Here is a 15822-nt window from a genome sequence, read left to right as displayed (position 1 = left end):
CCTTATAAATATTCCAATTCTTGAGAGATGTATCTGAAAATGCCCATATCACAAACAATGATTGAATACCTAACTAAAGCTTTTTAACATATTTATCCCATAATGTTTTTTCTTCTTCACTACCATTATCTTGAATATGATTATCGGTTATATTCAAATATATTTCAATTTTATTGCTGCATCATAGATGTAAGGACGTACAGCTTCTATATTTTCAAGATTCTCATTATCATCAATATCTGCAAGAGAGGCATTTTCATCCATAGCTAAAGCTTCTATGCTTTCTAAATTACGATCTCCAATAGAATCAAGGATATTTTTATATAAAGACATATAAGGAACCCTTGAATCTTTTAAAAGGTTCATATTGTTTCTCAACGAAATCATGGCGTCCGACATTTGCAAGTGAGTTAAAACTGGAACTTTTGGGATGAAAATACCTGACTTCAATAAGGCTGTAGCTGCTTCTGAATTTTTGATAATTCCTCTCGTAACAAAATCATTAGCAATAAGTTTATGTCTTTCCTGCATTTCCACCAAAGTCCTCATAGCTTTCCCCTCCGATAAAATTGATGTTCCGATTATTATAGTATCTTTTTATACATGCGTAAGCAGGAAAGCCACAAATGGGCTTTCCTGCTTGGTTTACTTACAGTTTTTCTCCATTCGTTTCAATAACCTCTTTGTACCAGTTGAAGCTCTTCTTCTTTGAACGATTGAGCGTTCCATTTCCTTCATTATCTTTGTCAACATAAATGTAGCCGTAACGCTTTCTCATTTCACCCGTTGATGCACTGACAAGATCGATTGGTCCCCAGCTCGTATAGCCAATAATTTCAACACCGTCTTCAATTGCTTCCGACATTTCCGCCACATGCTTTCGTAAGTACTCGATACGGTAATTATCATTAATTTCTCCATCTTCTGCCGGAATATCGACAGCACCTAAACCATTTTCCACAACAAATAAAGGTTTTTGATAGCGGTCATATAATTGGTTGGCTGTAATACGAAAGCCTTTTGGATCAATAGTCCAGCCCCACTCAGACTTTTCTAAGTAAGGATTTTCAATAGAACCAAATACATTTCCAGAGGTCATCTTGTTGATTTCTGGGTCTGTACTTGTTGTACGGCTGGCGTAATAGCTAAAGCCAATATAATCTACTGTATTATTTTTAAGAAGTGCTTCATCTTGCTCTTCCATTTCGATCTTTAGATTATTGTCCTTGAAAAATCTCTTTGCATAGCCGGGGTATTGGCCACGAGATTGGACATCAATAAAGAAGAAGGAATCACGGTCTTTTTCCATTGCTTCAAATACATCCTCTGGATCACATGAATAAGGATACGTCTGGCCAGCAGCCAGCATACAACCAATTTTGACATCAGGAATGATTTCATGTCCAGCTTTTACGGCTAATGCGCTGGCAACCAATTGGTGATGGGCCGCTTGGTACTTCACTTGCTTTTGATTTTCTCCCTCTTCAAACACAAGGCCTGCCCCAACGAACGGCAAATGCAGAAGCATATTGATTTCGTTAAAAGTCATCCAATACCTTACCTTGTCTTTGTATCTCTTGAAAAGAGTTGTCGCATATATTTCAAAGAAGGTAACGAGCTTGCGATTTCTCCAGCTGCCGTAATTCTTCACTAGGTTAACTGGCACATCAAAATGCGCAATCGTTACGACTGGTTCGATCCCATGCTTTAATAGCTCATCAAACACGTCGTCATAAAATTGCAGTCCTGCTTCGTTTGGTTCAGCATCATCTCCATTTGGGAAAATTCTTGCCCATGAAATCGATAAACGCAATGCTTTAAAGCCCATTTCAGCGAACAAGGCAATATCCTCTTTATAACGGTGGTAGAAATCAATCGCTTCATGCGATGGATAAAACTCCCCTTCAAGTGGTTCGTATGAATGCAGATTACCAAACATGATGTCAAAACGCTTTTTCCCTGTTGGCAGCAAGTCTACTGTTGTTAACCCCTTCCCATCTGCTAAATGCGCACCTTCTGCTTGGTTAGCAGCAATCGCGCCGCCCCATAAAAATCCTTTTGGAAAAGCCATCATAATCTTCCTTTCTTGAAAAACCAGGAAGAAAGAAATCGTTTCTTTCCTTTTTCCTGGAAATTTAGTTGTTTAATGTACTAGTTCAAATAATTGATCGCCTGTTTTCACTAGTTTCTGGTTAGTCAGCTTTAAGTCTTGCTCTTTATGATTCGTCACAACGATAGGAGTTGTTAACGACTTACCCGCTTTTTTAATTTGATCCATATCAAATTCAATAAGTAATTGTCCTTTTTCCACATGGTCACCTTGAGCTATATGTGCTGTGAAATATTTTCCTTCAAGCTGAACTGTATCCATTCCAATATGAATCAAAAGGTCTGCACCTGAGTCAGATGTAATGCCGATTGCATGATTTGTTGGAAATAATGCTGATACGGTTCCGGATACAGGAGCAACCAGCTTTCCTTCGAATGGTTCAATGGCTACACCATAGCCTAATGCACCAGTTGAAAACGCTGCGTCTTTTACTTGTGACAAATCCAGCACTTCTCCATTTAACGGACTTACGACTTCTTCACCTTGATGCTTTGTTGCTGCTATTTCAACAGAAGCTGCAGTGATTCCTTCCGACAGACTGGAAGGCTGCTGCGCTTTATTAATTCCACCAAATAACATGGTTAGGACAAATGCTACGATAAAGCCAACTACGATTGAGATAAGTGCACCCCACAGATCCATTCCAAGCCCGTCAGGACTGATATATGAAGGAATACCAAAGATGCCAAGACCACCCACAATGAAACCCTTTACATTTGTAAAACCTGCAACCGCGCCGCCTATTGCTGCACCGATACAGCTGATAATAAAAGGCTTCTTTAACGGCAGCGTGATTCCGTAAATAGCCGGCTCTGTAACACCGAAGATGCCGGAGATGAAGGCTGGAATACTTAATGTTTTTAACTTTTGATTCTTTGTTTTGATCATAATGGCGAGAACCGCACCAATCTGTGCAAAGGATGCAGCAAACACAGGAGCTAAGATTGTATCATATCCCATTGTTGCCACGTTATTGATTGCAATTGGTATCAGTCCCCAGTGAAGACCGAAAATAACAATAACTTGCCATAATCCACCAAGTAGAATTCCTGCAATAACTGGACTTAGATTATAAATGAATAAAGATCCCTGGCCTAATAGACTGCTTGCCCATGTTGCTAATGGACCGATCACCATAAACGTAACGGGAATAACGATCAGCAAGGTGAATAAAGGTACAACAAAAGTCTTGATTACATCTGGAATAAAGGTTCTAAGCCATTTTTCTACTTTAGCCGCAAAAAAAGTAGCAAGGATAATAGGAACAACGGATGATGAGTAAGACATTAAAATAACCGGAATACCTAAAAAGGTGATAAAAATAGGTGATGCAAACATGGTTCCTTCAAATAACGTGTAAAGCGGTTTACCAGCTGTTAATGTAGAAAGTGCCGGGTAAACTAACGCTGCCCCTATTGCCATCCCAAGAAACGGAGTGCCACCAAATTTCTTAATAGCCGTATAGCCTAAAAAGATCGGCAAGAAATAAAACAATGCATCTCCGGTGGCATTTAAAATTTGATACGTGCCGGAAGTATTCTCAATCCAGCCAAGTGCTACAAATAACGCATTAAAGCCTTTAATCATCCCTGAGGCTGCTAAGACTCCTAGAACTGGGGTAAAGATGCTTGAGATTATATCAATAAAACGGCTGAAAAGTGACCCTTTTGGACCCTCTTCTTCCTCAACGGTTGGCTGGCCTTGGAATCCACCTTCCGCCACCACTGCCTTATACACATCTGGTACTTGATTTCCAATTACGACTTGATATTGCCCTCCGCTTTTCATAACGGTTACAACCTCATCCATATTTTTAAGAACTTCTGTATTTGCCTTGCTTTCATCCTTTAATTTAAAGCGCAGACGCGTAATACAATGAACAACACTGGAAACGTTTTCTTTTCCCCCTACATTTGCAATGATATCTCTTGCTAACTGCTCGTATTTCATTTCCGCCCCTTCTTTCCTCATTTAATTTTTTCAAATAAAAAACCTGAACTGGCTAAAACACACACAAACAGCGCGTTTCAGTCAGTTCAGGTTATGCCCACTTAAGGTAACATTCCTTGAAGGAATTTATTAAGTTTTACTTGATGTGTGTAATTTATCATAAGCATTCAATTTTTGTCAACGCTTTCTTTTTAAAATATTTTACGAAATTTTAGATTTCCAAAAACCTCTTATTTTATAAAAATTTTCAAAAATAGCGATTACAAAATTCTTGATTCAGTGAAAGAGGGATGTTATATTTAACGCAAACAAACACCTATTTAGGATTGTTACTGGTTATGCAGGCAAAACCTAAATCATTCAGACTATGAGGCTATGATGTCCTTATTACTGCGTGGTTTAGGTTTTTTTGTTTGCTTTTTATGAAAATGTAAAAACTTAGCTACTAAAAAATGGAGGGATTTTCCATGAGTAAAACAGCATATCAATTTCCAGAAGGATTTTTATGGGGCGGCGCAACAGCTGCCAACCAATTAGAAGGTGCCTATCTTGAGGGTGGTAAAGGAATGAACCTGGCAGATGTAATGCCTGGTGGGAAAATTCGATTAAAAATGATCTCTACACCTGGATTCGACTTTGAGATCCACAAAGAAAAATATTCCTACCCAAACCATGATGGGATTGATTTTTATCATCGGTATAAAGAAGATATCGCTTTATTTGCTGAAATGGGTTTTAAAGCCTACCGTATGTCCATTGCCTGGTCACGTATTTTTCCTAAAGGAGATGAACTTGAGCCAAATGAAGAAGGCTTAGCGTTCTATGATCGGGTATTTGATGAGTGTTTAAAGCATGGAATTGAGCCAGTTGTAACGATCTCTCACTATGAAATGCCCTTGCATTTAATTAAAGAGTATGGCGGCTGGAGAAGCCGTGAAGTCATTGCATTTTTTGAGCGTTATGCTACTACTTTATTTAATCGTTATAAAAACAAAGTAAAGTACTGGCTGACATTTAACGAAATAAATGGAGCTGTATTCCATCCGATTTTTGGACTTGGTTTTTCTCCATCTACTGAAGATGTTCGTCTGCAAGAAAGTTTCCAAGGACTACACCACCAATTTGTAGCAAGCAGTTTAGCAGTAAAAGCCTGTCACGAAATAATTCCTGGATCTCAAATTGGCTGTATGCTTATTTATGCTCCCGTCTACTCAATCGATTGCAATCCATCGAACGTGTTGTACGCATTCCAGGAAGAGCAATTCTTTAATTATATTTGTGGAGACGTACAAGTTCGCGGAGAATATCCAGCATTCTCAAAGCGTTTCTTTAAAGAAAACGGCATCACGATTAACATGCAGGATAGTGATTTAGAAACAATAAAAAATTATCCAGTCGATTTTATTTCTTTCAGCTATTATATGTCACGCACAGAAAAGAAAGAGAAAACAGCAGAAGAAAAAGCAGCAGGAAACATCTTCTCAGGCGTGAAAAATCCGTACCTAAAAGCAAGTGATTGGGGCTGGGAAATTGATCCTATTGGCCTCCGGCTCGCTTTAAACCAGTTATATGACCGTTACCGTGTGCCGTTGTTTGTCGTAGAAAATGGCCTTGGAGCACATGATAAAGTAGAAGAAGACGGAAGCATTAATGATGATTATCGAATTGATTACTTGTGTGGTCATATCGAAGCAATGGGTGAAGCAATTGAAGACGGTGTGGATCTAATAGGATACACCTCTTGGGGTTGTATTGATCTAGTAAGTGCGTCAACAGGCGAAATGTCGAAGCGTTACGGTTATATCTATGTTGACAAGCATGATGATGGAACAGGCACGCTTGAGCGTAAAAAGAAGAAATCTTTCTTCTGGTACAAAAATGTGATTGCAACAAACGGCCAGGAACTATAAAAGTAGAAAAAGCTGAGACTAATAGTACTTCCACTTTTACATTAACGACAGTGAACAGGCCAAACTAGCTACCGTAAAAGAAAAATGATGCCCTAGTATACAAGGACATACGATTTATTTTCTTGCTCTTGAGATTATCAGTGAAGTACTCATTCTCACCTAAAGCTTACTCATTTTTTAGTCGAAGAACCCTTTGGTTCTTCGACTCTTTTGTGTCTGTCTTTCTATATAAGATTTACAATTAAACCTCGGATACCTTATATTAAAAGAGATAAATCCCTATTTCTCACTGATTTTTTATAGGAAGATCAACAAGCAATCACGGGGCAAATTAAAGATAAAAAGAGGCAAGATTGGTCAAGTAAAGATAATGGGAAAGCAATAACAGGCAAAATGAATTAGGCTAAGATGATAGGTGAACAGATATTGACAGTAAAGATTTAATATGGTAAAAAAGTAGTAACCGCTTTCAAAATAAATATAAATCAGGGTTGTTACTGATAAGCAGGCAAAACCTGAATTTGTGCTGGAAAAGCTTGTTTCCTATACACAAATTCAGGTTTTTTAATGCCTGCTAATAAGGCAAAGGTGTGGTATAAACTATGGAGATTAAAAAAGTATTCAATAATAATGTTGTACTAACCCAAAACAGCAAAGGCCAGGAAATGGTTGTCATGGGACGTGGACTTGCATTTCAAAAAAAAGCGGGTGAAACTATCGAGAGAGATAAGGTAGAAAAAACATTTGTTCTTGATAATCGCGGAATTTCCGACAAAATCGGTGAGTTGCTGCGGGAGGTGCCTGACGAGTATTTAACCATTGCAGACCGGATTATTTCCATGGCAAAAGAGCGGTTTGGTCCCGGTCTTGATGATTATGCCTATGTGGCTCTTATGGATCATATCAGCTTTGCCGTAACCCGCCATAAGCAGGGCATGATTCTTCGAAACGCGCTCATGTGGGAAATTAAAAAGTACTATAAAGAAGAGTTTTCTATTGGCTTGCAAGCTCTAGATGTGATTGAAGAAGAAACAGGTATCCGCATGGAAGAAGACGAAGCAGCATCGATTGCCCTCCACCTTGTGAATAGCCGTGTATCAGGGGAAGGTCTTGATGCCGCTGTGCAAATTGTCAAAGTCGTTAACGATACGCTGAACATTGTAAAGTATCACTATAAAATGGAACTAGATGAAACCTCTATTAATTATGAACGCTTTTTAACACATCTCCGCTTTTTTGCCATCCGGCTTGTCCGCCAAGAGAAAACAGAAGTGCCGCCTGCGGATGATTTTATGTTTACGCAGGTGCAGACACGTTATACAGAAGCGTTTACCTGCAGCGAGAAAGTTGCCTCTTATGTAGAAAAAACGTTTAACTGGTCTATATCGAAGGATGAAAAAGTATATTTAACGATCCATATCCACCGTGTTACATCACGATGTCAGGAATTGAACCGGCAGGGTTAAACTTTAAACGGGGCGTTTCTGAATGAAGGTTTAATTGATGAGGTAAGTTTGGTTTTAGTCCCAATAGCTGATGGTTCATCAAACTCTCTGAAAATATTCGAAACATATTCTCAACTACAAAAGAAAAACCAGTATATTTCCACTTAAAAGCAATCGAAAAAATGGACGATGGTGGACTATGGTTGAATTATGTAACAGAGCATTATAAATCTAAGTAGACATGGATTCCACAAGTAGCAATATTAGTAAAACAACAAAAAAGGGCTGCTGAAGCAGCTCTCCTTTTTTTACCTAAACCAGCTAATAAGATGTCAATATCCATCTCTAAAATTCCCACTTCCCTTATGATATACTATTTTTGGCCTTGCCCAACAACCTTTTGAGAGGATTTTTCTCTGTTTCACAAAACCGTAAATTAGGCTAAATTTAGGAACAATTTTTGGATTTTATCCAAGGTAATCGTTTTGAATTACATTCACATCTGACCTATATATTCAATGTAGAAAAGGGATTCCCTAAGTAATAAACTCGATTTTAGAAAGTGGTTGATGAATGGCCAGAAAAAAACAGGGAGGTAACTTGGCAGGCTGGACTTGAAGGCTTAAGAGCAATTCGGAACAGAATGGCTATAGAACAATATAATAGATGTTACCTTCACTAAAATTGTTGCTTTCCTTTATGGGGAGTTCTTTTTTTTTCAAAACGGTACACGAAAAAATACAGGGTTATTAATCGTTCCACTTTAAAATACGCTCCAGTGAAATAGAAGCATGGTAACTAGGTCAAAAAAAGCAAACTGTACAGTTACAATAAATGGTTTAAAAATAAATAAAGTTGTTAAAAATTAAAGAATGTCAAAAGAAATTCTCTCAGGCTCTCTTTTTTGTTCTTACCTTATTTAAATGCATACAATTATAAAAAATGAAAAAAAAGGGGAGCAAACATTTCAACTTTGCGTAAAATACTAATTTTACGTAGATTTATAAAGGGAAAATCTGTAGAAGATGAATTTAAAAAACATTTTCCTTCACCGAAATAATAAAGGTGGGGGTGCAGATGAAAATAGATTTTAGTCCATTCAAAGCTCAGATGGATCACATGGCAATGCAACTAGCTATATTGCTTATTATTCCTTTAATAGCAGCACTTATAGTGAAGTTTGTGCTAACAAATGTTAGAGTATCCAATTCAATAGCCAGTTCTATCGCATCTTTAGTATTTATTATTATTTTTATTAAAATGATACTGATCACTCTCAATTAAGCGTTTTGTATTTTAGTGTCAATTTGATTTCAGAATAGGTAATATAGGTACAGTAAGAAGTCACCTCAGGAAAATTACTTTAATAATTCCTCTGGTAACATTCCTTTACTTTGAGTATTCCCGTGCACTAATTGCATTAATCAGGATGCTTGAAACACTTGCACGAAGGAGATAGGAGAGCAGGAGAATAATTTCTTATTATAAGGAATAAAATTCTTTATCAGCGTTTTAGATACCTTTAAGAAAGTAAGAGGGAGTAATCGTAGAAGAGGAATTAAAAAACATTTCATTGGATTTACGCTTTATTAATTAAGCGAACCATTTTTCTCTCCATATTCATCCTCCTTTTATTAATCTACTTATATTTATTCTTTCCTAATCTGGTAGTCTTGTATACTAGATAAAGTTAAAATAATAATAATTAGATTACACAAGTACTAGAATTCTTAGAAAAGAGTAACAGTGAGCAACACCTTAAATCTCATATATGGTTTATCAAAAGAAAAGGGATCAAAAAGCGTTTAATTGACTAACCTAAGAATCAAAAAAAACCTGGATTTCTCCAAGCTCTTCTTACTTATTCATTCAGAATGATAAATTTCCTTACCTTAGGCTACGTAATATAGACTTTGATGAGAGTTTGTCATACGAATATTCCCCCGCCGATAACATTTAATAAAAATAATCACTCTAGTTCTTTACACTAAGTCAGAAAAAGAACAACTTAAAACTGCTAAATTCGTCAATTATAACTGAATCAATATCTGGTATACAAAAAAGGGCTTGCCCTTCAGCTTTTAAAAGTCTTAACGCTAAACAAAGACATATTTCCAAGGAAAGTTCATTATATTAAAGGCTCTTTGTATATACCTTATATATCGCTTAAATCACAGCGATTTTTACACTCATAACTCTTGTCAACCTTTCACAGCCCCTCCTGTCAAACCGGCAATAATAAAGCGCTGCATTCAATATGAATGGGCTTAGTAAATTTTAATATTTCTCAGTTCACTCATTTCCGAATATGTTAATGTATAAAATACTATTAATGTATACATTTTTACATTAAACATAGAAACGGTATTCCTTTCTATTTGAAAGAACACATTAAAATGTTATTGATATTCTACCCATTCAGCCCCATTGTCGGCGGATCGCACACAGTTCTCTACCCATCGGACGCCTTCTACACCTGCTTCGATTCCTGGAAACCATATATCATTCAATGTTTCCCCACGATCACAAGCTCCCATCGCCATAGCAAAACGAGTATACAGATTTGACCATGCTTCAAATAAACCCTCAGGATGTCCGCCAGAAATCCGGTCATCCACCAAAGCTTCCTGATAAAGATAGTCCATTCCACGTTCTAAAATCTGTACTGGTTTACCCTGTATCTCATAGCGGAGCTGATTAGGATGTTCATCCCACCATTCAATACTAGCCTTTGAACCGATGACTCGAATCTTCTGCTCATGCATAGATCCCGCATTTACTGCACAGGACCAAACAGTTCCGATTGCACCGTTATCATATTCCATAAGGGTATAGGCATTGTCCTCAAGAGGTGCTCGACTTTTGACAAAACTCTGACGAGTACACAACAGTTTTTTTATTTTCAGTTTTGGTAGCAAAACCTCAGACAGGAAAAATGGATGAGTTCCTAAGTCGGCCAGTACATAACTTGGACCAACAATATTTGGATCAACGCGCCATTTAGTGCTAGGATTTTCAGTTTCGACAGCCTCAGAGTGAAAACCATGTGCAAACTGCATATTTATAATTCGTATTTCGCCTAGATCTCCATTTGCAATCATCTGTCGTGCCTGCTCAATTACCTGATAGCCTGCATAACCGTATGTAATTCCGACAACACGATTCTTCATTTTTGCAAGATTCGCCAGTTCTTCTGCCTGCTTGGTAGTAAAGCATAGAGGTTTTTCACATACTACATGTAAACCAGCGTTTAAAACCGCTTTGCAAATCTCATAGTGAGTACCATTTGGAGTAGCTATAGAAACAGCTTGAATGCCCTCTTCACGTTTAGCCTCTTCAACTAACATCGTTTTGTAATCTGGATAGCAACGTTCTGCAGCAACATGTAATTTTACCCCGAAATCTTTACCCTTCTTCGGATCAACATCAAATGCACCAGCAACCAAATGGAAATTATTATCACGCTGCGCAGCTGATCGATGGATGTAACCAATCTGACTTTCTCTTCCACCACCTACCATTGCCCAACGAATAGGATTTTCTACTAATTTTTCACCATTAATCATGATCGATTCCCTCCATTTCTTTAAAAATTTTAATAACCTATACTCTTTAAGTAGGCAATACTCTGACTAACATCTCTTAAACTAGTATCAGAATTTCTCGGATCACGCTCTTGTTCGATTGTAATGTACCCATGATAATTGATTTCTTTCAGCAATCGATTAATCGACTTATAGTCCAGGACACCCTGACCGATAGGACACATGACCCCTTTGCTGCAAGCATCGAAAAAGCGGATATGTTCTCCCATTACTTGTTCATATATATTTAGAGAAATATCCTTGAAATGGATATAATCCAGCCGATCTGCACAATCTCTAAGCCACTTTACCGGATCCATTTTTGAGTAATAAAGATGACCAGTATCTAGGCAAAGTCCAGCAGTATGATAGGGAACGTCTTCCAAAAGTTTCTTGATTTCGTCTTCAAATTCAATATAGCCACCAGCATGAGGATGAATGACAGATCGGACACCATACTTTGTCCACGCTCGCTCAGCAAGAGTCCGAATGTGTGACATCATATTGTTCCAGTTCTGGGTAGATAAACGCTTTGCGACGTCAAAGTGGCCAGCTGTGTAATCCCTTTCTTCATGCCCCCAATCAATTAAAACCAGATATGGGGGAGCAAAGTGTTGATCATTTTCCTGTGGAGAGGCTGGAAGTCTAGTAATTAGTGAGCAGATGTCGTCAACTTGCTGCAATAATATATTTAAATTAGATTCGGTTACCAAATCATCAAAAATCGTCCCTGCAATAATCTTCAAATTGTTTTTAGAAAGCTCAACTTGTACTCGTTCAATATCCATCGGAATATAACCATAAGGGCCCAATTCAATTCCTTTGTAACCTGCTTGTGATGCTTCTTTTAATACTCGCTCCCATGGTGGAAGGTATGGATTTTTTGCATCATCTACGCCCCAGCAACAGGGAGCTCCCGCAATCTTAATACTCATGTCAAAAATCTCCTAACTTTGATGAGGCATTCACATTCACGTTGATAGTTATGAACTATAATAGAGAAAATGGAAGTTCAACATAAAAATCATTAAAATTTGTTGGTAAAAATACTTTTTTTCATAGAGGTAAAGGCTCAATAGCGTTAAACTTTTTTATGTTTTCGAGCATCAATTAAAACTGCACTTACTATAATGATACCTTTTAAGATTTGCTGCCAATAAGAGGATACACCCAATAAGTCAAGACCATTATTAAGAACACCAATAATTAGTGCACCGATCATTGTCCCACCAATCGTACCAACACCACCGGTTAGGCTTGTTCCCCCAATAACTGCGGCAGCAATTGCATCTAATTCAAACATATTTCCCATACTTGGTTGACCTACACTAATCCTTGCGGTTAACATCATCCCAGCAATTGCTGCTAGTAAACCTGCATACGTGTATATTAAGATTTTGTAACGATCTACATTAATCCCACAAATTTTCGCGGCTTGTTCATTACCGCCAATAGCATAAGTATACTTTCCAAACTTTGTTTTACTTAACATTAAATGTGAAATAATTCCCATAATGATAAACACAATAATAGGAAATGGAATGCCTAATATTTCACCTTTCCCAATAAACAAAAATGCTGATGATAAGTCTGGAATTGGTCTTCCATCACTATATAATAAGGCTAATCCTCTAGCTGCGATCATCATGCCTAATGTAGCAATAAATGCAGGGATTTTTCCTTTAGCTGTAATTGTGCCGTTTATAAAACCAGCAAGTGCACCAATACAGAGTCCAATCAAAAGTGGCACAAAGATAGAAAACTCACCGGGATGGGCAAAACTTGCTGAAACAACAGACACCAAGGCGATGACAGAACCGGATGATAAATCTATTCCGGTTGTAATAATGACCATCGTTACACCCATTGCTACAATCCCAATAAATGAAATTTGACGTACAACATTTAATAAGTTTTGAGTCGTCAGAAAGGCTTCAGATAGAAACGACATGGTAATCATCATCACTAGTAAAACCAGTAAAATTCCATACTTACTTGCTATTTGTGATACTTTATCTTTCCAAATAAATTTATCATTGCTAACATGCGTAACTGAATTGTTATGGTTAATTGGATTATTCATCATAAAGCCTCCTTGTGATTTTTTAGCTATAAGCCATTTCTAATATTTTCTCTTGATTTGCTTCTTCCCTATTTAATTCGCCTTTTTTATTACCCTCATGCATAACAATTACACGGTCACTCATCCCTAAAACTTCAGGCATTTCAGAAGAAATCATAAGGATTGCCGTCCCTTTTTGTGCCAACTTCGACATAAGTTTGTGTATCTCAGATTTAGCGCCAACATCGACACCCCTTGTTGGCTCATCTAAGATTAAAATATCTGGATCATTTAGTAGCCATCTTGCTAGTAGTACCTTTTGTTGATTCCCACCACTCAAGTTCATAATTAGTTGATCAGTACTGGGTGTTTTAATATTTAATTGTTCTACTTGTTCGTTACACGCTTCATCTACTAATTTCTTGTTGATATATCCTCGTTCCAAGAATTGGTCTATGCTAGAAATAATCATATTCTCTTTAATTGAAATAGGTAGAAATGCGCCAGATAATTTCCGATCTTCAGTTAAAAGTGCAACCTTAAGCTTAATCGCATCCTGGGGTGTTTTGATTTTCACTTTTTCTCCATGAATGAATATATCTCCTGAGTCAGGAGGATCAATACCAAAAATACTTTCAATGACCTCAGTTCGTCCAGATCCCATTAGTCCTGAGATTCCAACAATCTCGCCTTTTCTTACCTCAAAGCTTATGTTGTCGAACTTCCCTTCTTTTGAAAGGTTACTAACAGCTAGGATTACCTCTTTAATTTCAGCCTTTTCTTTGTGAAAAACTTGTTTGATTTCCCTTCCAACCATCATTTGAATCAATGTATCTTGCGTTAATTCGGTGGTCTCTTTTGTTCCAATGTATTGTCCATCTCTAAAAACTGTGATTTCGTCGCAAATTCTAAAAATTTCATCCATTTTGTGTGAAATATAAATGATCGAAACACCTTTTGCATTTAACGAATTTATAATTTCAAATAATTTTTCTACTTCTTTTTCCGTAATAGCAGATGTTGGTTCATCCATAATAATTAAATCTGCATCATAGGATACGGCAGTCGCAATCTCAACCATTTGCATGTTAGCAATGCTTAAATCTTTCATTTTTGAGTTAGGATCTAAGTCTATGTTTAGAGTTTTAAATAAGTCTTTTGCATCTTCAATCATTTTCTTATTGTTTACCCAACCGAATTTACCTTTAGTTGGCTCTCTACCTAAGAAAATATTTTCAGCAACAGTCATATGTGGAACAGGGCTTAATTCTTGATGAATCATAGATATCCCGTTCTTTAATGCCTCCTTAGTGCTTGATACTTTCAAGTCATGCCCTTTAAATTTGATCATACCTGTATCAGGAGTGTAGATTCCAAAAATGATCTTCATAAGTGTGGATTTCCCAGCACCGTTTTCTCCCATCAATGCATGTACAGAACCCTTTTTAACCTTGAATTGAATACTATCTAGTGCTTTTACTCCGGGAAATTCCTTTGTTACATTTTCCATTTCTAAAATATAATTTTCACTCACTTTAACACCACCTAAAGATTAATAGTTTAAAGGACACTAGCTTAAACTTAGTGCCCTCTTTTTTGGAAGGATAATCTGTCAAACAGTTTCCTAGGCCTATCAAGTCATCTATCTTGCTTTACTTTTCCCATTTTTTTATATATTCATCAACATTATCCTGTGTAACTAATTCAAAAGGAATATTAATAAAGTTATTATCGAGCTTTTCACCATTAACTGCTTTTATCGCCGCTTCAATAGCACCTTTACCTTGACCATAGGCATCTTGAAAGGCTGAGATATTTAATTTCCCTTGTTTAACATATTCTAGTGCATCGATTGTACCGTCTATACCAGCGACAATGATGTCCCCACGTTTGTTAGCTTCCTCAAGAGCCATAATTGCTCCAATTGCCATTTCATCATTATTTGCTACAATCGCATCGATTTCATCTCCGGCTTGAATCCAGTTTTCCATGACAGTCATTCCTAGAGATCTTTGATAATCTCCGGTTTGTTCACGAACTAGCTTCATGTCTGGGTTTTTTTAAGAACATCTTTATTCCCTTTTGTACGGTTAACCACCGATTCTTGACCTAATGTACCGTTCAATATTGCTACATTTCCTTTACCACCCAGTAACTCTACTACTTTTTCCATCTGAATTGTTCCTGCTTCAATTGATTCTGAACCTACGTATGCATAGATTTTCTTCATTACCTCTTCATCGGGCATTCTATTAACAATAACAACTGGTATATCAGCCTCGTTTGCTGCATCTACCATTGGTCCAACAGCATCTGTTTCAACAGGGTTAATTAAAATTACGTCTACCTGCTGAACAATAAATGTTTCAACTTGTGAAAATTGTTTCCCAGCATCATTTTTAGCATCAACCATTTTCACTTTCACATTATCATGTTCACTGTCGTATTCTTTAATTCCATCATATAAATATGATAGCCATTTATCATCAAAAACAGGCATTGCTGCACCAACAACGATCGATTTTTCACCTGATTTACTACCAGAAGTTTGATCAGAACCACAAGCTGCTAATAATCCTAACATTAGAAAAGTGATGGACAATAAACCTATTATTTTTTCGTTTTCATAAGGAACCTCCAATTATATTAACTAAAATCCATAAAGGAAACGCTTACATAAATGTATATTAATTTTATCTTCCAATTTAACTATAGATAGACTAGTAGAGAGTTTTTTAAAGTTAATTCATAAACAATTTAA

General features: G+C 37.0%; 12 protein-coding genes. 3 read left to right on the top strand and 9 right to left on the bottom strand.

The genetic code is table 11. The features are described 5' to 3' along the window. Positions 1-153: 153 nt before the first annotated feature. The 3 genes from WYK_RS01575 to WYK_RS01565 all read right to left on the bottom strand — a co-directional run bounded on the left by WYK_RS01575 (position 154) and on the right by WYK_RS01565 (position 4060). On the bottom strand, positions 154-537 hold the full coding sequence (locus WYK_RS01575; protein WP_152526373.1) for a hypothetical protein: 384 nt from the start codon (positions 535-537) through the stop codon (positions 154-156). A 112-nt stretch (positions 538-649) separates the two neighbouring features. Continuing rightward, positions 650-2071 (bottom strand): 6-phospho-beta-glucosidase, encoded by a 1422-nt coding sequence (locus WYK_RS01570; RefSeq protein ID WP_040372686.1) that lies wholly within the window; start codon positions 2069-2071, stop codon positions 650-652. 72 nt (positions 2072-2143) lie between these two features. Then, positions 2144-4060: a beta-glucoside-specific PTS transporter subunit IIABC gene (locus WYK_RS01565; RefSeq protein WP_040372685.1), complete on the bottom strand. Its 1917-nt coding sequence runs from the start codon at positions 4058-4060 to the stop codon at positions 2144-2146. Positions 4061-4527: 467 nt separating this feature from the next. Here WYK_RS01565 and WYK_RS01560 point away from each other — a divergent pair, with 467 nt between their 5' ends. The 3 genes from WYK_RS01560 to WYK_RS01550 all read left to right on the top strand — a co-directional run bounded on the left by WYK_RS01560 (position 4528) and on the right by WYK_RS01550 (position 8699). After that, positions 4528-5970, top strand: coding sequence for a glycoside hydrolase family 1 protein (locus WYK_RS01560; protein WP_040372683.1), 1443 nt, complete (start codon positions 4528-4530; stop codon positions 5968-5970). A 602-nt stretch (positions 5971-6572) separates the two neighbouring features. Next, the gene (licT, locus tag WYK_RS01555; RefSeq protein ID WP_040372681.1) at positions 6573-7436 is read left to right on the top strand and encodes a BglG family transcription antiterminator LicT; all 864 of its coding nucleotides are present in this window, start codon (positions 6573-6575) and stop codon (positions 7434-7436) included. Positions 7437-8492: 1056 nt separating this feature from the next. Beyond that, a complete protein-coding gene (locus WYK_RS01550; RefSeq protein WP_040372679.1) occupies positions 8493-8699 on the top strand; it encodes a hypothetical protein in 207 nt (68 codons plus the stop codon). Positions 8700-9814: 1115 nt separating this feature from the next. Here WYK_RS01550 and WYK_RS01545 read toward each other — a convergent pair. The 6 genes from WYK_RS01545 to WYK_RS26230 form a co-directional block, all read right to left on the bottom strand. Further along, entirely contained in the window at positions 9815-10981 is a 1167-nt protein-coding gene (locus tag WYK_RS01545; protein ID WP_040372677.1) for a Gfo/Idh/MocA family protein, read from the bottom strand. 29 nt (positions 10982-11010) lie between these two features. Further along, positions 11011-11934: a sugar phosphate isomerase/epimerase family protein gene (locus WYK_RS01540; RefSeq protein WP_040372675.1), complete on the bottom strand. Its 924-nt coding sequence runs from the start codon at positions 11932-11934 to the stop codon at positions 11011-11013. Positions 11935-12080: 146 nt separating this feature from the next. Beyond that, on the bottom strand, positions 12081-12962 hold the full coding sequence (locus WYK_RS01535; protein WP_456238554.1) for an ABC transporter permease: 882 nt from the start codon (positions 12960-12962) through the stop codon (positions 12081-12083). 142 nt (positions 12963-13104) lie between these two features. Then, positions 13105-14595, bottom strand: coding sequence for a sugar ABC transporter ATP-binding protein (locus tag WYK_RS01530; protein WP_040372672.1), 1491 nt, complete (start codon positions 14593-14595; stop codon positions 13105-13107). Between the two features lie 118 nt (positions 14596-14713). Then, on the bottom strand, positions 14714-15061 hold the full coding sequence (locus tag WYK_RS26235; RefSeq protein WP_268870018.1) for a substrate-binding domain-containing protein: 348 nt from the start codon (positions 15059-15061) through the stop codon (positions 14714-14716). Positions 15062-15105: 44 nt separating this feature from the next. Next, entirely contained in the window at positions 15106-15702 is a 597-nt protein-coding gene (locus WYK_RS26230) for a substrate-binding domain-containing protein (protein WP_268870017.1), read from the bottom strand. Between the last annotated feature and the right edge of the window lie 120 nt (positions 15703-15822).

This window comes from Peribacillus psychrosaccharolyticus ATCC 23296, from assembly GCF_000305495.1.
Classification (GTDB): domain Bacteria; phylum Bacillota; class Bacilli; order Bacillales; family DSM-1321; genus Peribacillus; species Peribacillus psychrosaccharolyticus.
This window is presented reverse-complemented; position numbering and strand designations above follow the sequence as displayed.